At 67.1% G+C, this 16,983-nt stretch carries 18 protein-coding genes and 2 pseudogenes; 5 read left to right on the top strand and 15 right to left on the bottom strand.

Translation table 11 applies throughout. The features are described 5' to 3' along the window. Positions 1-3: 3 nt before the first annotated feature. The 7 genes and pseudogenes from N0A20_RS08220 to N0A20_RS08190 form a co-directional block, all read right to left on the bottom strand. Complete coding sequence (locus N0A20_RS08220; RefSeq protein ID WP_409574751.1) at positions 4-675, bottom strand: aquaporin; 672 nt, start codon at positions 673-675, stop codon at positions 4-6. Further along, complete coding sequence (locus N0A20_RS08215) at positions 668-1,177, bottom strand: arsenate reductase ArsC (RefSeq protein WP_260583378.1); 510 nt, start codon at positions 1,175-1,177, stop codon at positions 668-670. Before N0A20_RS08215 ends, N0A20_RS08220 begins: the two co-directional genes overlap by 8 nt. Further along, the gene (locus tag N0A20_RS08210) at positions 1,174-1,629 is read right to left on the bottom strand and encodes an ArsI/CadI family heavy metal resistance metalloenzyme (protein WP_260583377.1); all 456 of its coding nucleotides are present in this window, start codon (positions 1,627-1,629) and stop codon (positions 1,174-1,176) included. The genes N0A20_RS08215 and N0A20_RS08210 overlap by 4 nt, the downstream gene beginning before the upstream one ends. Next, complete coding sequence (locus N0A20_RS08205) at positions 1,626-1,970, bottom strand: ArsR/SmtB family transcription factor (protein WP_260583375.1); 345 nt, start codon at positions 1,968-1,970, stop codon at positions 1,626-1,628. The genes N0A20_RS08210 and N0A20_RS08205 overlap by 4 nt, the downstream gene beginning before the upstream one ends. A gap of 525 nt (positions 1,971-2,495) precedes the next feature. Continuing rightward, positions 2,496-3,404 carry a S9 family peptidase gene (locus tag N0A20_RS08200; protein WP_260583374.1) on the bottom strand — a complete coding sequence of 303 codons (909 nt, stop codon included), beginning with the start codon at positions 3,402-3,404 and terminating at the stop codon, positions 2,496-2,498. Between the two features lies 1 nt (position 3,405). Further along, positions 3,406-3,882, bottom strand: a complete 477-nt coding sequence (locus tag N0A20_RS08195) for an enoyl-CoA hydratase-related protein (protein ID WP_260583373.1) — start codon at positions 3,880-3,882, stop codon at positions 3,406-3,408. A gap of 46 nt (positions 3,883-3,928) precedes the next feature. Continuing rightward, positions 3,929-4,174 (bottom strand): annotated as a pseudogene (locus tag N0A20_RS08190) (enoyl-CoA hydratase-related protein); the annotation flags it as partial. Between the two features lie 241 nt (positions 4,175-4,415). Between N0A20_RS08190 and N0A20_RS08185 the strand changes: the two are divergent. Continuing rightward, positions 4,416-4,595, top strand: coding sequence for a DUF465 domain-containing protein (locus tag N0A20_RS08185; protein WP_260583372.1), 180 nt, complete (start codon positions 4,416-4,418; stop codon positions 4,593-4,595). Between the two features lie 74 nt (positions 4,596-4,669). Then, positions 4,670-5,656, top strand: coding sequence for a TerC family protein (locus N0A20_RS08180; protein WP_260583370.1), 987 nt, complete (start codon positions 4,670-4,672; stop codon positions 5,654-5,656). Positions 5,657-5,776: 120 nt separating this feature from the next. On the opposite strand, the gene N0A20_RS08175 is transcribed toward N0A20_RS08180, so the two are convergent. Continuing rightward, on the bottom strand, positions 5,777-7,150 hold the full coding sequence (locus tag N0A20_RS08175; RefSeq protein ID WP_260583368.1) for an alpha/beta fold hydrolase: 1,374 nt from the start codon (positions 7,148-7,150) through the stop codon (positions 5,777-5,779). A 71-nt stretch (positions 7,151-7,221) separates the two neighbouring features. Here N0A20_RS08175 and N0A20_RS08170 point away from each other — a divergent pair, with 71 nt between their 5' ends. After that, on the top strand, positions 7,222-7,515 hold the full coding sequence (locus N0A20_RS08170) for a hypothetical protein (protein WP_260583367.1): 294 nt from the start codon (positions 7,222-7,224) through the stop codon (positions 7,513-7,515). Between the two features lie 476 nt (positions 7,516-7,991). Here N0A20_RS08170 and N0A20_RS08165 read toward each other — a convergent pair whose 3' ends face one another. Continuing rightward, positions 7,992-8,240 carry a hypothetical protein gene (locus tag N0A20_RS08165; protein WP_260583365.1) on the bottom strand — a complete coding sequence of 83 codons (249 nt, stop codon included), beginning with the start codon at positions 8,238-8,240 and terminating at the stop codon, positions 7,992-7,994. Continuing rightward, the gene (locus N0A20_RS08160) at positions 8,185-9,039 is read right to left on the bottom strand and encodes a sugar phosphate nucleotidyltransferase (RefSeq protein WP_260583363.1); all 855 of its coding nucleotides are present in this window, start codon (positions 9,037-9,039) and stop codon (positions 8,185-8,187) included. The genes N0A20_RS08165 and N0A20_RS08160 overlap by 56 nt, the downstream gene beginning before the upstream one ends. Positions 9,040-9,343: 304 nt before the next feature. On the opposite strand from N0A20_RS08160, the gene N0A20_RS08155 reads away from it, so the two are divergent. Beyond that, positions 9,344-10,477 (top strand): zinc-binding dehydrogenase, encoded by a 1,134-nt coding sequence (locus N0A20_RS08155; RefSeq protein ID WP_260583361.1) that lies wholly within the window; start codon positions 9,344-9,346, stop codon positions 10,475-10,477. A 136-nt stretch (positions 10,478-10,613) separates the two neighbouring features. Here the strand turns inward: N0A20_RS08155 and N0A20_RS08150 are convergent, their stop codons facing one another. From N0A20_RS08150 to N0A20_RS08135, 5 genes and pseudogenes are all read right to left on the bottom strand, one after another. Further along, on the bottom strand, positions 10,614-11,738 hold the full coding sequence (locus N0A20_RS08150) for a cell wall hydrolase (protein ID WP_260583360.1): 1,125 nt from the start codon (positions 11,736-11,738) through the stop codon (positions 10,614-10,616). A 59-nt stretch (positions 11,739-11,797) separates the two neighbouring features. Further along, positions 11,798-12,719: pseudogene (gene cysK, locus N0A20_RS08145) on the bottom strand (cysteine synthase A). Continuing rightward, the gene (locus N0A20_RS08140; protein WP_409574750.1) at positions 12,716-13,189 is read right to left on the bottom strand and encodes an RBBP9/YdeN family alpha/beta hydrolase; all 474 of its coding nucleotides are present in this window, start codon (positions 13,187-13,189) and stop codon (positions 12,716-12,718) included. The pseudogene cysK and the gene N0A20_RS08140 overlap by 4 nt, the downstream one beginning before the upstream one ends. Further along, complete coding sequence (locus N0A20_RS20625; protein WP_409574749.1) at positions 13,183-13,386, bottom strand: alpha/beta hydrolase; 204 nt, start codon at positions 13,384-13,386, stop codon at positions 13,183-13,185. Before N0A20_RS20625 ends, N0A20_RS08140 begins: the two co-directional genes overlap by 7 nt. 150 nt (positions 13,387-13,536) lie before the next feature. Further along, on the bottom strand, positions 13,537-14,847 hold the full coding sequence (locus N0A20_RS08135) for an MFS transporter (RefSeq protein WP_260583359.1): 1,311 nt from the start codon (positions 14,845-14,847) through the stop codon (positions 13,537-13,539). Positions 14,848-15,144: 297 nt separating this feature from the next. On the opposite strand from N0A20_RS08135, the gene N0A20_RS08130 reads away from it, so the two are divergent. Further along, entirely contained in the window at positions 15,145-16,866 is a 1,722-nt protein-coding gene (locus N0A20_RS08130) for a DUF885 domain-containing protein (RefSeq protein ID WP_260583358.1), read from the top strand. The last annotated feature ends 117 nt before the right edge of the window (positions 16,867-16,983 follow it).

Genomic DNA, 16,983 nt, shown 5'->3' with positions numbered 1-16,983 from the left:
CATTCACCGGTCGCGCGGGAAGAGGAAATTCGCGACCAGCATCGCGGCGAGCGCGCCTATGATCTGCGCAGCGACGAACATCGGAACGTCGGGCGGTGCGATGCCCGCGAAGGTATCCGAAAGGCTGCGCGCCACGGTGATCGCGGGATTGGCGAAGCTGGTCGATGAGGTGAACCAATAGGCAGCCGTGATGTAGAGGGCGACCGACGCCGCTACGGCTTGCGGTCTGTATTTCACGGTGCCGAGGATCGTCAGCACAAGCCCGAAGGCGGCGACGAACTCGCCGGCCCACTGCCCCGATCCGCTCCTCGCCGTCGCGGAGAATTGCAGCAGCGGCAGGTCGAACATCAGATGGGCGGCCCACGCCCCAACGATGCCGAATGCCAGCTGTGCCGCGACATAGGATGCTGCTTCGCGCCAGGGCAATTCTCTCCTCAACGCGACGACGAGCGTAACCGCCGGGTTGAAATGCGCGCCCGAAATCGGCCCGAGGCTCGTGATGAGCACGAACAGCATCGCACCCGTCGCAATCGTGTTGGCGAGCAGGGCGACGCCGTCGTTTCCGCCCGAGAGGTTCTGGGCCATGATTCCCGACCCGATGACGCAGGCGAACAGGAAGAAGGCGCCGAGCCCTTCAGCCGTAACACGCCGTCCCAGCGGCAGCGCGTCAGCCAAGCGCCGCCTCCTCGTCGGCAGTCTTGCCGATCGCTCGCAACCGTTCCGCTAGGCTCAGCTCGTCGAGGCTTGAGAGCGGCAGTGCGACCAGCAAGTCGATGCGCCGCTTAAGCGCGAGATAAGCTTGCCAGAATGCCTCGCGCTGCCCCTCGTCTTCGACGGCGGCGGGGTCTGCGATCCCCCAATGCGCGGTAACCGGCTTGCCCGGCCAGATCGGGCACGTCTCACCCGCGGCATTGTCGCAAACGGTGAAGATGAAATCGAGTGGCGGCGCGTTGGCTGTGGTGAATTCGTCCCAGCTTTTCGAACGAAAGCCTTCCGTCGGATATCCGAGTTCGCCTAGCAGCACCAACGCCGCCGGATGCACCTCGCCTTTGGGAAAGCTGCCCGCCGAATAAGCGCAGAAACGGCCTTTACCCTCGCGATTCAATATCGCTTCGGACAGGATCGAGCGTGCCGAATTGCCGGTGCAGAGGAAAAGGACGTTGAACGGCCGGTTCATGCGCCACCGACCGACTTGGGAACGCAGCAGGATGCGCCGGTATCGTTGCCGACAAGCCCGTCGAGCGCCGGCCTGTCGCCGTAGGTCGTCGCTTCGCCGTCGGTAAAAAAAGCTTCCCACACGACGCCGTCGGGATCAGCGATCCAGCTCTTTTCCGACTTGGCGTAGCAGCAGGTCGTCCGGCCCTCTTCCAGAACCGGCCGGTCGGCCGCTTGCAGGCGGCTATAGACCTCGCCGAGCTCGGCGGGGCTTTCGACCTGGATTCCCAGATGCTCGATACCCTTTCGCGCGTGATTGCCCGCGGAGATCGCGAAATTGACGCGCGGGTCCTCGATCATCCACTTCGCATAGTCGGGCTTCACGACGGTCGGCTCGGCGCCGAACATAGTCGAGTAGAAGCCGATCGAAGCGCCGAGATTTTCGACACTGACATGGACATGTAGGCGCTTCATGCGCTTTTCCTTTCCTGTGCGGGGGTTTCACACACCGCGCCCGCACCGCAATCGGCGGCACCGGAACAGCAATTTTCCATGAGATAGGCGACCAGCGAATTCATCGCCGGATAGTTGGCGCGATAGATGATCGACCGATGCTGCCGCTCCTGAAGGATCAATCCCGCCTCGCGCAATTGCCCGAGGTGAAACGACAGTGAGCTGTTGGGCACGCCGAGCGCCTCGGCGATCGCCCCGGCGGCGAGCCCACGTTCGCCGGTCTGCACGAGCAGGCGGAACAGCGCGAGCCGATGTTCCTGGGCGAGTGCGCCAAGCGCTTCGATGGCCGAATCGGGTTGCATGAATGGATCCTCATTTCGAGTAAATTGGAAATGTCAGATCCCGCTCCGGCCGTCAACCTCATTTTGACGGTAATGGAAATGAGGCGACTCAGCCCGAGCCCGCGCCTCCAGTCAGGCCAATATCCCGCTTTGCAACCGCACTTTCGCATCCGACCAGGCTATGGTCGGCCCCACATGCAGCGTCCGCGCCTTCGCTCCGCCGCCGCCGCGGATCGCTTCGGTCAGCGCGTGGGCGCCGATACGGGTGCTGCATCAAGTCCGGGATGACAATCGGGCGGACCGCCGCGCCCTCCGTCGTCCGACCTCGCTCCCCGCCCGATCCTATTTCGCTCCTCGCACCCGAAAAACCGCTTTCCTAATATATTTCGCTGTGGTTCATACTTCGAGATGAGCATCCCCACACCCCTTCCGGCACCCGATTCCGCCGCCAAAGCGCGGGGCATCACGCTATGCGTTTCGGCTTCCCCGCACCGCCGCCGCACCGCAGCGCCATTGGGCTGAACTTTGCTGAACTTTGCGGGCAAATCATGGGGCGTTTATCACGGCCAACCACCCCAAAACCTCCGCCTGCAACCGCACGCGCGCATCCGACCAGCTATGGTCGGTCGCGACGTGCAGCGTTCTGAGCTTCGTGCCGCCGCCGTCCTTGCGGATCGCTTCGGCGAGCGCGTCGGTGCCGGGGGCGAGGCCGTCGTCGGAGGAGAGGATGAAGAGGTTCGTACCGCCCAGTGCCGGGGCGTCCTTGGTCCAGTCGAAGGCGGCGGCATTGGCGATGAGCTCATCCGCCATGATCTCGGGTGAGGTGCCGGCGAGAGCTTCCTGGCCGTTGGCCTTCATGCCCGCGGCGAGCTGCTCGCGCGGGGCCTTGCCGAAGGCGCCGAGGTTGGCGGCGGAGATCATCGCGACGCCGAGCAACCCCCCATCCTTCTTGGCCTCCTTCGCGGCGGTCAGCGCGGTGACCCAGCCGCCCATGCTGTGGCCCATGATGACGAGGCGGCTCGGGTCGATGCGCAGCTTCGCGGCGTTGGCCGGGTCGCGCGCGAAGGCGAGGACGGCATCCGCATCCTCGAGATTCTGCGCGAAGCGATAGGCGCCGGGGCTGCCCCACGAGCCGCGATAGTTGAAGGTGACGACGGTCCAGCCCGCGCGGCGCATCGCCTGCGCGAGGTCGAGATTCTTTTCGTTGCCGGGCAGGCCGTGGCAGAGGATCACCGTCGGGTGCGGGCCGGGGCCGCTGGGGATATAGACGACGCCGTTGATCTCGACGCGGTCGGTCGGGGGGCCGGTCGGGATATGGACGACTTCCATCGCGGCCGGATGCGCCTTGTCGGCGGGCGGGTCGGTGTAGATGGCGGCGGGGATGTCCGGAGCCTGCGCGAATGCGGGCGGAGAGAGGGCGAGCAATGCGGCTGCGGCGGCGAGTTTGAGGTTCATGTCATTCTCCCTTGAAGGCCGCGAAGCTGCCGCCGCGTCCCGCGCCTTCGGTGAAACGCTTCGCGCCAGCGGCGGCGCCTTCGCGCAGGGGCGCGACGCCGGCGTGGGCTTCGTGGGCGAGCGCGGCTTCGATGTCGTGATCCCATTGGCGGTAGGCGCTCATCCGGTCGCTGATCATGCAGAGCTGCGGGAAGGCGGCAATCTGCTTCGCGAGCGCGATCGCGGCGGAAAGGGCGGTGCCGTCGGGGACGAGGCGGTCGGCGAGGCCGATGCGGTGGGCTTCGGCGGCGTCGACGGGGCGGCCGGTGAGGATCATGTCGAGCGCGCGGCCCTGACCGACGATGCGCGGCAGGCGGACGGTGCCGCCGTCGATCAGCGGCACGCCCCAGCGGCGGCAATAGACGCCGAACACGGCCGATTCCGCCGCGACGCGCAGGTCGCACCAGAGCGCGAGTTCGAGCCCGTGCGGCGACCGCATGGCCCTCGACCGCGGCGATCACGGGCTTTTCGAGCAGCATCCGCGTCGGCCCCATCGGGCCGGGGCCGCCGGGGTCGTAACGCGCTGTGCCGACTGCGGTCAGGTCGAAACCGGCGCAGAAATGGCCGCCGCTGCCGGTGAGGATCGCGACGCTTGCCGTTTCGTCGGCGGCGAAGGCGGTGAAGGCGTCGCGGAGCGCGCCGGCGGTGACGGGATCGACGGCGTTGCGCTTTGCCGGACGGTCGATGGTGATGATGGTAACGGGGCCGTCGCGGCCCACCAGTACGGACATGTCCCGACTCTCCCCTGCGTCGCGGGCGCAGCATGGCGCGGCGGGGGGTTGAAAGCCAGCCCCCGCTTCCCTAGGTAGAGGTTGTGCGGGCCGGGCCCCTCTGGCGTCGGCGGGATTTCTCCCGCCACGTGATGTCGGACCGCATCGGGTGACACCGATGCTTGGCGGCCTACCTCCCCCCTACCAAGGGTCCCGGCATCGGCGTCACCTGCTTGATTTTTCCAATCAGGAGGCCCTTTTCATGTCGATCAATCCCCGTTTTTACCGGCTGACCGTGCTGCATCGCCGGATCGACGACGCGCTGCGCCGCGAAAGCCGCGGCCATGCGAGTCCGTTCCGGCTGCTGCGGCTGAAGACGCTGAAGCTCGCGGTGCGCGAGCGGCTGGCGCGACTGGCGCGCCAGCCGGCGTTCGCGCTCTAATCCGGCAACACCGGCGGCCAGCGGCGCTGCCCCCTGACGGGCGGCGCCCCTGACGCATTGCAGGGACTGGCATCATGGAATTTCTGATCGCGGACTGGCTGGGGACCCCCGCCTGGTTCTGGCTGGCCTTCATCGGGCTGGTCGTCGTCCTCACCGCCTTCGACCTCGGCGTGCTCAACCGGGAGAACAGGGAGATGGGGATCGGCGAGAGCCTGAAGCTCTCGGCCTTTTACATCGGTATAGCCTTGGCGTTCGGCGCCTGGGTCTGGGCCGCGAAGGGCGGCGAGGCGGGGCTGCAATATTATACCGGCTTCTTCATCGAGAAGGCGCTGTCGATCGACAATATCTTCGTGATTTCGCTGATCTTCAGCACCTTCGCGATCCCGCCGAAATATCAGTATCGCGCGCTGCTGTGGGGAATCGTCGCGGTCATCGTGCTGCGCGGCCTGATGATCGCGGGCGGCGCGGCGCTGGTAAGCGAGTATGGTTGGCTGCTCTACATCTTCGCGGCCTTCCTGATCTTCACCGGGGTGAAGATGTTCTTCGCGAGCGACGCGCCGATGGATGTGAAGGGCAATCCGGTCGTCAAATGGCTGTCGCGGCACATCCCGCTGACGCACGAACTGCACGGCGAGAAATTCTTCGTGAAGCAGGGGGACGGCAAGACGGGCAAGGTGGTGCTGGCGGCGACGCCGCTGTTCCTGGCGCTGGTGGTCATCAACCTCGCCGACCTGGTGTTCGCGGTCGACAGCGTGCCGGCGATCTTTGCGATCACCACCGACACCTTCATCGTCTACACATCGAACATCATGGCGATCCTCGGCCTGCGCGCGCTCTATTTCGCGCTGTCGGCGATGGTGCACCGCTTCCATTATCTGAAATATGCGCTCGCGCTGGTGCTGATCTTCATCGGGTCGAAGATCTTCGTCGCCGATTTTATCCTCGGCGGCGGCAAATTCCCGCCGCTGGTCAGCCTAGGAGTTACGGTCGCGCTGATCGCGGGCGGCGTTGTCTGGTCGCTGGTCAAGACGCGCGGCGCCGCTTCGGTCGCCGAACGCTGAGCGAAAAGATGCACCGACACCCCCCAAATGGGGATGTGGGCGCGCCGGTTCGGCCCGTAAAAGCAGCGGCATAGGCCCGGCGCGCCGCCGGTCTTGCGTTGGGGGAGGGGGAACGCTTCCTTAGCGCCCTGGTTGCCGCGGCTTTCGCGATTTCTGCGACCCTTCGTCGAGGGCCGCGGCAACCAGTTCGGGATGCTGGAGGTGGAGCAGCCGTCCCGCGCCCGCGACACGTTCGGCACGCGCGCCCGGCCAGGCGGCGAGCAGGCGCGGCCAGCTGTCCTCCGGCCGGTACATCGCATCCTCCTCGCCCGACAATATGGTGATGAAACCGCCGTCGGCGATCGGCGGCGGTGCTCCGCGCAGTTCGGCGATACTGAGCGCCTCGAGCCCGACGCCGCCCTGAATCGCGGCGAGACGCGTCGCATAGACATAGGCGCGGCGGATTTCGGGATCGGCGAAGAGGCGCTGGTCGGCGGCGCTGGCGCCGAACATGCGGCCCGCGATGCGTTCGATCACGCCGTCTGACAGATGGGCCGACAGATAGCGGGTCAGCGGCCGGATCTTGCGCGGCAGGGTGTAGAAGATGCGCTTGTAGCTGCCCTGGATGCCGGTCATGCGCGCATCGTCGCCGGGCGCGGGTTCGGGGTTCAGCACCACCGCGCGCACGATCCGCTCGCGGTGATGCGCCGCCAGTTCGGCGAGCAGCATGGTGCCGCCGCGCGCGATCACATGAAATTTTTCGGCGCCCAGATGGCCGGCGACGTCGAGCGCGTCGAGGACGGCCTGCGGCGTGTAATCGCCGCCGATCATGTCGGTGAAACCATAGCCGGGCCGGTCGATCATCACCGGGCGCAGGCCGAGCCGCTGCAGCCAGGCGATATAGGAGCGCGGATAATAGCGGCTGGTGGTGGCGGTGTGGAAATGGAGCGCGGGGATGCGCCCCTTCGGCCCGTAATCGGCGAAGGCGATGCGCCCGGCGCGGCCGCCCGAGCGCGATATCAGGCGCAGCGGTTCGCTGGCGGCGGCGAGGTCGGTGGCGCCGATGTCCGACGCGGCGAGCAGGCGCGCGGCGATGCCGAGCTGCGCCGCGACGACCGACAGGCCGACCGACGAGGTCACCCCGACGAGCTGGAACAGTATCTTGAGTTCGGCCTTGGCGGTCTCGCGCCCGAGGCCGAGCTGGCGCGCGGCCTCGTCGCGGGTCGAGCCGAGCGCGATCAGCCGCGCGAGCGCGACCTGGCGGTCGCTGAGCCCGATCGCCTGTTGCAGATGGCCGCCGAGGTGGATCGGGCTGGGGTCGTCGATCGCGTCGAGCTGGAGCGCGGTGGCGACGAGCGCGCCCTGGCGCGCGAAGCCGCTCTTCGCCAGCGCCGCCTTGATCGCGCCGCGCGCGGTTTCGTAACCGATGGCTTCGGCGGCGGCGGCGGCGCGCAGATCGCCGGTTCGGGCGAGCGCGGCGAGCAGGCGGTTCTCGCGGCCGGTGAGCGCGAGCATCCTGCTCGGCGCGGATCAGCCCCTCGCTGCCGGGCAGCATCGCGCGGTGGACGAGCAGGACATGGGTCGCGGTGGCATCGGCATGGCGGCGGCGCCAGTCGGCCGCGGGCGGCCAGCGGCCGGCGAGCGCGAGCGGGACGGTCAGCGATACGAGCGGCGGCCCCTCTTCCTGGGCGACGAAGTTGAGCGCCGCATGGTCGGGGGGCGAGGCGATCTCGCCATGCCGCAACGCGTCGTCGAGCGCCGGTGAAAGGGTCAGCAGCGCATCGGCGCCGATCCAGCCCGCGGTGGCGGTCAGGCCGCCGACGGCGAAGGCGTCGCCGAACATCGCGGCGGGCAAGCGTGCCTCGCGCGGCTTCGCCTGACCGTCATCGCCGACCCAGCGTGCGAGCGCTCCGACCAGCGCATCCGGGCTGTCGTCGAGCAACGGGTCGATAGGCGAGAGGGCGGGCGGGGCGACCATCGGGCCGACTATGCCGCGTTGCGGCGTCCGGTTGCAACCGGACGCCGTGATTGCATCATCGCAAACCCACAGCGGGGAGCGGTTCGGGGTGGATACAAGAGATTCCCCTCCCTTTTAGGGAGGGGTTAGGGGTGGGTAGCGAGCGTAGCGAGCAAGAGGAAGAGCGCCGCCTTCGGCGGCCACCCACCTCCAGCCCCTCCCTTGCAGGGAGGGGAGATCAACGTCCGCAAACACCCGTTCCAGACTTCCGTCACCCCGGACTCGATCCGGGAACCATTCTTTCGACGCTGCGGGAATGAACCGCGGATCAGGTCCGGGATGACGATGCCGTCAATGTCGCATCCCGCCCAACTCGCCATTCCGCTGGGACGCGGCTCGCTACTCCCGCGCCTTCGCCGCGGCGCGGACGTCCTGGCAGCGTTTGAGCGGCATGACGAGGATATCGTCGCCGTCGACGACCACCGCCACCCCCTCCATGCCGATCACCGACACGCGCTTGCCGCCCGAGCGGATCAGATTGCCGTTGCTGTCGTGGAGGAAGACATCGCCGGTCGTCGCATTGCCGGCCTCGTCACAGGCGGCGAGCGCGTGGACCGCCTGCCAGCTGCCGAGGTCGGACCAGCCCATGGTCACGGGGACGATGGCGACGCGGTCGTCCTTTTCCATCACCGCATAGTCGATCGAATCCGACGGCGCGGCCGCGAATTTGGGGCCGTCGGCGTAGAGCGCGTCGCCGTCGCGCGCGCCCGCCGCCAGCGCGTCGGCGGCGGCGTCGAAGATCGTGCGGCAATGGGTGAGCATCGCGTCGCGCATCCGCCCGGCACGGAACAGGAAGATGCCGGCTGTTCCAGCTGTAGCCGCCGCTTGCGAGCATGTGCTCGGCCTCTTCGAGCGGCGGTTTTTCGACGAAGCGGTCGACCGCGAAGCCCCAATTCTCGCCGGCGCCGCCGATCGCGGCGCCGCTGGCGATATAGCCGAAGCCGGTGTCGGGGTGCGTCGGCGCAATGCCGAAGGTGACGAGCCAGTCGGCCTGCGCCAGCCGTGCCGCTTTGGCGATCGCGGCGTGGAAGGCGGGGACGTCGGCGATGACATGGTCGCTCGGCATCACGAGCAGCAGCGTGTCGGCGTCGGCCTGCGCCACGGCGAGCGCGATCGCCGCGGCGGTGTTGCGCGGCATCGGTTCGACGAGCAGGCTCGCCTCGCGCGCGCCCATCTGTTCGCGCACCACGCCGACATGCGCCTCGCCGCAGAGGATGAGAGGGGGCAGGAAATTTTCGCCAGCAGGGGTCCGCGCGACGGTTTGCTGGAAGAGGCTGTCGGCGCCGGTCAGCGGCAGGAACTGTTTGGCGCGCGTGCCCCGCGATTCGGGCCACAGCCGGGTACCGGCGCCGCCGCACAGGATAACGGGTTGAATCTGGCGGGTCATGAAGCGGCTCTAGCCTTTTGGTTGGCGGGGGTCATCCCTTGAATGCCGGGCGCGTCGTTTGTGTGACGGGGGAGTGGGGAGACCGGTATCGGGGGGCACTCGCCCTTCCCCGGCACAAGCGGGGGTTGATGGAGACAAGGCTGCGCTCGCGATCCTGCCCCGCTTTCGCCAGGGAACGGGAAAGAGCGAACGGGCAGCCAACCATCCCGAAGCCGGCACCCTTCGCGAAGGTTCGCGATTGCCAGTTGGCTCCGTGCTGCCTAAATCGGTTTCATCCAAAAACCGAACCTATGGGAGACGCGCGATGACCGACCTGCCAGCCACCAATCTGGTGATGACCACCCTCGTCAAGCCCGGGGGCGAGCTGGAGGTGTCGTTCGAGCGCCGTCCGATGCCCGAACCCAAGCCGCACGAGGTGCTGGTCAAGATATTGGCGACGCCGATCAACCCGTCGGACCTGGGCCTGTTGTTCGGCGGTGCCGATATGACGACCGCGCGCGCCGCGACGCGCGACGGCCTGCCTGTCGTGACCGCCGACATTCCGCCCGCCGGAATGCGTGCGATGGCGGGCCGCGTCGGCGATGCGCTGCCGATCGGCAACGAGGGCTGCGGGCTGGTGGTGAAGGCGGGCGCATCGCCCGAGGCGCAGGCGCTGCTCGGCAAGACGGTGGCGCTGCTCGGCGGCGAGATCTACGCCGAATATCGCTGCCTGCCGGTGCAGATGGTGATGGAACTGCCCGACGGCACCGACCCGGTCGACGGTGCCTCCTGCTTCGTCAACCCGCTGACCAGCCTCGCCTTTACCGAGATCATGCGAAAGGAGGGGCATAGCGCGATCGTCCACACCGCCGCGGCGTCGAACCTGGGTCAGATGCTCGTCAAGATCTGCGCCAAGGATGGCATCCCGCTGGTCAACATCGTGCGCAGCGACGCGCAGGTCGAGATACTGAAGGGCGTCGGCGCAACGCATATCGTCAACAGCGGCACCGACGATTTCGTCGACCGGCTGATCGATGCGATCACGGAAACCGGCGCGACGATCGGTTTCGATGCGACGGGCGGCGGCAAGCTGGCGGGGCAGATACTGACCGCGATGGAGGCGGCGGCGGTCCGGCGCATGACGACCTACAGCCGCTATGGCTCCGACACCTTCAAGCAGGTGTATATCTATGGCGCCCTCGATCTCAGTCCGACGGTGTTCGCGGCGCGCGCCGCCAGCCTGTCGTGGTCGCTGTCGGGCTTCCTGCTGACCCCGTTCCTCGCGAAGGCGGGAGCGGAGGTGATCGGCAGGATGCGGGCGCGTGTCGTCGACGAACTGACGACGACCTTCAAGAGCCATTACAGCCATCAGATTTCGCTGGTCGAGGCGCTGAACCTCGACACGATCGCAGCCTATAACGCGAAGCGGACGGGCGAGAAATATCTGATCCGGCCTTAAGCCTTTCTCCCCTCCCCGAAGGGGAAGCACCCGGGGGCGGGTGCGCCGCGCCAGCGGCGTCGTGAGCCACCGAAAGGGTGCAAGCTCGCTTCGCTCGCGACCCACCCCCAACCCCTCCCTTTCAGGGAGGGGGGATTCAGCGCTTCATGCACTGGCGCAGATCGTCGCGCTTGTACTCGCTGCAGTTCCACAGCGCCTTTTCGAACCCCGCCTTGTCGTCGCGGAGGTAGGAGAAGGTCATGGCGGCGCGCTGCATGTCGTTCATCGCCTCGCCCTCGGGCTTGAGCACCGGGTTGGTCCAGCCCATGAACTTGCAATATTCGCGCGTGCCGCACAGGCGCAGCGCGAGGGTGACGAAGCTTTCCGGCGTCGCCTTGCGGTCGAGCGTCACGGTGATCGTCTCGCGCCCGCCCGAAACCACCTGTCCGGGGATCGCGCCGCCGGTGATGCGCGGTTCGCCCACGACGGCATCGACCTCTTCGGCCGCCAGTTCGTCCGGCAATCCCGCCATGTGCAGCGGCGACAGCGCCGCCATCTTGGCGACGGGCGTCTCGACACCGGCGACGGCGCCGCGGAACGCGCCGGGCGTGCCCCAATAGCCGGGCCAGCGGAAGAAGAGATGGGTGTCGACGATCGCGATCTTCTCCAGGCTGTCGCTCCAATAGGGGCGCACCCAGTCGGTGTGGTAATGGGTCGCGAGCCCGACGCGCGGATCGACGCCGCCCGCCAGCACGATCTCGGCATTGACCTGCGCCCGCGTCCACGCCGCCTCCGAATAGCGGCGGCTGAGCGCGCCGTCGCAGGTGAAGGTGAACTGGCAGCCGGTCGTGCGTTCGGAGCCCTGGAACACCACCGCGCAGATCGACTTGGGAAAGGCGGGGTGGCGGACCCGGTTGATGATGACCTGTCCGACCGCGCGCTGTCCGCCGCTGTCGTCCCCGGCCTCGTAGAGCATCGCGGCGGCGAGGCAGTCGCGCGCGCGGCCGCGGTTGTCGGCGTCGCCGCCATAGATGAAGGGCCGCGCCGCGACGACGCCGGTCGTCACCAGCGGAATCTTCGCATTGGCGGCGCGGGCATCGTCCTCGGTGATCGGCGCCAGTTCCATCGGCAGCACCTCGGGCACGATGCTGGCGGGCGGCGCCACCGGCGCGATACGCACGCCACGGCCGCCTGGCCCGCCCTGGCCGCTGGCATGGAGGACGGCGACGATCGCGACGATCGCCAGCAGCACGAACAGCCATGCCTGCCAGTCGCGCCACAACGGCAGGTTTTCCCGGGGCAGGGCCCCCCGAGGCGCTTCCGACGCCATGCGCGGAAAACTCAGATTTCCGGGAGGAAGTCGGGAACCGAGAGGTAGCGCTCGCCGGTGTCGTAATTGAAACCGAGGATGCGGCTGCCCGCGGGCAATTCTTTCAGTTTCTGCGCGATCGCGGCGAGGGTGGCGCCCGACGAGATGCCGACGAGCATGCCCTCCTCGGTCGCGGCGCGGCGCGCGAAGGTCTTGGCGTCGGCGGCGTCGACCTTGATGACGCCGTCGAGCAGGTCGGTGTGGAGGTTGCGCGGGATGAAACCGGCGCCGATGCCCTGAATCGGGTGCGGCGCGGGCTGGCCGCCCGAGATGACGGGGGAGGCTTCGGGTTCGACGGCATAGACTTTCAGGTTGGGCCAGCGTTCCTTGAGGAATTGCGCGGTGCCGGTGATATGGCCGCCGGTGCCGACCCCGGTGATCAGCACGTCGATCGGGCTATCCTGGAAATCCTCGAAGATTTCGGGGGCGGTGGTGCGAACGTGGACGTCGATGTTCGCTTCATTCTCGAACTGCTGCGGCATCCAGGCGCCCGGCGTGGTCTCGACCAGCTCTATCGCGCGCTCGATGGCGCCCTTCATGCCCTTTTCGCGCGGCGTCAGGTCGAAGGTCGCGCCATAGGCGAGCATGAGCCGGCGGCGTTCGAGCGACATGCTTTCGGGCATGACGAGGATCAGCCTGTATCCCTTGACCGCGGCGGCCATCGCCAGGCCGATGCCGGTGTTGCCCGACGTCGGCTCGACGATGGTACCGCCGGGCTTGAGGCTGCCGTCGGCTTCGGCCGCCTCGATCATCGCGAGTCCGATCTCGATCCTTGATCGACCCGCCCGGGTTGCTGCGTTCCGACTTCACCCAGACTTCGGCGTCGGGGAACAGCTTGGCGACCCGGATATGCGGGGTGTTGCCGATTGTATCGAGGATCGAATTGGCTTTCATGGTCGGAATGCACTTTCCCTGTGTTCGAAGCGCGGATCGCGGCGGACCCGGTTGGGCCAGTCGCCGGCCCGGACCCATAGCCTTTCATCGGCCAGGTCGGGCACGGGCGCGGGTTGTAACGAGGCGAGCAGATACTGTCCATAAGGCCAGTCGCCGATCCCCGAATCGGCGTTGATATGGCCGAAAGGGCCCGCGTTGACGAAGCGCGCGTCCCATTGCCGCGACAGGCGCCACACGTGCGAGGTCTTGGCATAGGGATCATTGTCGCTGGCGACGACGATGATCGGCGTGGGCGCGGTGAAGGCGGGGGCGTCGGTAAAGCCCGCCACGCGGCTGTCGCGGCGCAGGTCGCCAAGGTCGGGCGGCGCGACGAGCAGCGCCCCGGCGACGTTGGCGCGGGCGACGCCGCTGGCATGGGCGAACCAGTGGGCGAAGGCGTGACAGCCCAGGCTGTGCGCGGCGATCAGCACCGGTTCGCCCTCGGCGGCGATCGCGTCGCCGATCTCGCCGTGTCCACTCGTCCTTGTCGGGGGCCGACCAGTTGCCCAGGTCGATTCTGCTCGCAGTCGGGGAACTTATGTTCCCACAGGCTCTGCCAGTGGCGCGGGCCGCTGTTGTCGAGGCCCGGAATTGTCAGGATTTTATGGCGAATCAGGGTTGCGTTCATGACGGGATCTCCATCGCAAATGAGAGGGAAACCGTGGTGACGGGTGCAACCGGGATAATTCAACTAAATAAATTGACAATAGCTTTGTGGCGAAAGGAAGGCGGATTGCGACGAGTTGATTTCGACGTCGCGGGCAGCCGCGGAAAAGCGTCAGCCGGCCTTTTCGAAATGCGGCTCGAAGGTGCGGGCGCGGCGCAGTTCGGGAAAGATCCACGCCCAGAGCGCGGTGACACCGACCGCCGCGGCGCCGCCGGCGACGACCGCCGCGACGGGGCCGAAGGCGGCGGCCATCGACCCGGCCCGCATCTCGCCGAGCTCGTTTGAGGCCGAAATGGCAAGCCCCGATACCGCGCTCACCCGGCCGCGCATATGGTCGGGGGTGTTGAGCTGGATCAGCGTGCCGCGCACGAAGACCGAGAACATGTCGGCGGCGCCGAGCAGCACCAGCATCGCAAGCGAGAGGAAGAGGTTGGTCGACAGGCCGAAGCCCATGGTGGCGAGGCCGAAGACGACGACCGCCCACAGCATCTTGACCCCGACATTGCGCTCGATCGGGCGCCAGGCGAGGCCGAGCGCGACCACCGCCGCACCCACCGCGGGCGCGGCGCGCAGGAAACCCAGCCCTTCGGAACCGGTCATCAATATGTCGCGGGCATAGACGGGCAGCATCGCGGTCGCGCCCGACAATATCACCGCGAACAGGTCGAGCGTGATCGTGCCGAGCAGGAACCGCTCGCGCCAGGTGAACTGCAGCCCGTCGGCCATCTCGCGCAGCGGATGGCGGCGCACCTCGACCGGCGGCGGCAGCACCGGGCGCACGCGGCCGATCGTGAAGGCCGAGATGGCGAGCAGCGCGGCGGCGAAGACATAGACCGATGTCGGATGCGCGGCGTAGATCAGGCCGCCCGCGGCTGGACCGATCACCGACGCCGATTGCCACGCGATGCTGCTCATCGCGATCGCGCGCGGCAGGACGGCGGGGGGCACGATGTTCGGCGCGATCGCGCTCATCGCGGGACCCGAAAAGACGCGCGCGACGCCGTGCAGCGCGGCGAGGCCGAAGAGCAGGGGCAGGGTAAGGCCGTCCACCCAGGTGAACCAGCCGAGCGCGGCGGCGATCGAAAGGTCGATGAGGTTCGAGAAGATCGCGACGCTGCGCCGCTCGAACCGGTCGGCGACCCAGCCCGCGACGGGGGTCAGTACCGCCAGCGGCACGAACTGGAACAGCCCGAGCAGCCCGAGCTGGAACGACGCCTCCTTGATCGACATGCCGTAATCGGTGCGTGCGGTGTCGTAGAGCTGGTATCCGATGACCACGACCATCGCGATCGTCGCCATCACCGCGGTGAAGCGCGCCAGCCAGTAATAGCGGTAATCGGGAAAGCTGAGCGGCGAGGGGGCCTTGGAGGGGGTGTCCGGCATCGCCGGTTCGTCCGCGTCGGGGGGGAGGATCGTTGCCATTGGAATTCGCCCTAGCGGGCTGTGCGGGGCTGTCTAGGGCGATTGTACCGATTGTGGGTTTCGGGCGGGAGTGGACGTTTATCTCCCCTCCCTGCAAGGGAGGGGCTGGGAGTGGGTGGCCGCCGAAGGCGGTGCTCTTCCTTCTTGCTCGCTGCGCTCGCTACCCACCCCTAACCCCTCCCTAAAAGGGAGGGGAATGCCTGCTATCCACCCCAATCCTGCCGTTCGTCGATAAACAAGTGTCACCGACTGGTCATGATGGCAGACAGCCGCCATCGCTATCGGGGAGTTACAGATATGACACGCAAATTCGGCCGTTTCGGCGGCGCCGCCATGGCCGCCACCCTGCTCGTCCTGGCGGGCTGCGACGCGTCGGACAACAAGTCCGCCTCGGCGCCCGCAGCGAAGAGCTGGACCGAGTTCCGCGACAATTTCCTGAAGGGCTATTTCCCGCTCAACCCGAATTTCGCGGTCTATCAGGGCAAGCATGAGTTTGACGGGCAATTGCCCGACTGGTCGCCCGAGGGGCTGGAGAAGCAGGCGACCTTCCTCGAAAAGACGATCGCCGACGCGAAGGCGTTCGACGGCCAGATGATCGACGCCGAGACATTCGAGCGCGATTATCTGGTCAAGGTTGCCGAGGGGCAGCTCTTTTTCCTGCGCGATACCGATTTCGCGGCGAAGAACCCCGCTTTCTACACCGGCGCGCTCGATCCCAATGTCTATATCGCGCGGCCCTACGCCGATGCGGAAACGCGGATGAAGGCGTTCATCGCCTATGCCGAAAAGGTCCCCGCCGCCGCCGCGCAGATCAAGGCGAACCTCAAGCTGCCGCTGCCCGCGACCTTCGTCAAATATGGCACCGCGGGTTTCGGCGGCTTCGCCGACTATTACAAGGGCGATGCCAAGGCGGCCTTTGCCTCGGTCAAGGACGAGGCGCTGCAGAAACGGTTCGACGAGGCGGTCGCGAAAGCGGGGGCGGCGATGACCGATCTCGCCCAATATGTCGGATCGCAGCCGGGAACGGCCGACGGCTATGCGCTCGGCGCCGACAGGTTCGCGAAGATGATCCTGACCAACGAAGGCGTCGATACGCCGATCGACGAGCTCGAGCGGATCGGACAGGCCGATTTGAAGCGCAATCAGGACGCGCTGAAGGCGGCGTGCGCGACCTATGCGGCGGGGATGACGATCGCCGACTGCATGAAGAAGATGAACGCTGACAAGCCCGCCGACGGCCCGGTCGCCGAGGCGCGGCGCCAGCTTCCCACGCTGCGCGCCTTCCTCGTCGAAAAGGACATCGTCACCATTCCGGGCACCGAACAGGCGCAGGTCGAGGAATCGCCGCCGTACAACCGGCAGAACAGCGCCTATATCGACATTCCCGGCCCCTATGAGAAAGGCCTGCCGTCGGTCTATTATATCTCGCCGCCCGACCCGGCGTGGGACAAGGCGACGCAGGACGGGTTCATCCCGGGCCGCAAGGATCTGCTCTTCACCTCGGTCCACGAGGTGTGGCCGGGCCACTTCCTGAACTTCCTCCATTCGAACCGCGCCGAGAGCATCTTCGGCAAGCTGTTCGTCGGCTACGCCTTCGCCGAGGGGTGGGCGCATTATACCGAGGAGATGATGTGGGACGCGGGGCTGGGCGCAGGCGACCCCGAAACGCATATCGGGCAACTGTCGAACGCGCTGCTGCGCGATTGCCGCTATCTGTCGGCGATCGGCCTGCACACCAAGGGCATGACCGTCGCCGAATCCGAAAAGCTGTTCAAGGAGCAATGCTATCAGGACGAGGGCAATGCGCGCCAGCAGGCGGCGCGCGGCACATATGATCCCGCCTATCTCAACTACACGATGGGCAAGCTGATGATCCGCAAGCTGCGCGACGACTGGACCAAGGGCGACAGGACGAAGTGGAAGGCGTTCCACGACGAATTCCTGTCCTACGGCGGCCCGCCGATTCCGATGGTGCGCGCGGCGATGATGGAGGAGGACGCGCCGAAGGCGGTGTTCTGAGCCGGGACCGAAACTTGCAGCCCTCTCCCCTTCAAGGGAGAGGGTCGGGAGAGGGGGAGGCGTCCATGCCCCTCTCAACTCCGGCTAGCCGGTCCTTCGACAAGCTCAGGACCGGCA

This window comes from Sphingopyxis sp. PET50 (assembly GCF_025244705.1).
Taxonomy (GTDB): domain Bacteria; phylum Pseudomonadota; class Alphaproteobacteria; order Sphingomonadales; family Sphingomonadaceae; genus Sphingopyxis.
The sequence above is the reverse complement of the archived record's forward strand: the minus strand, read 5'-3'. Positions and strand labels throughout refer to the sequence as shown.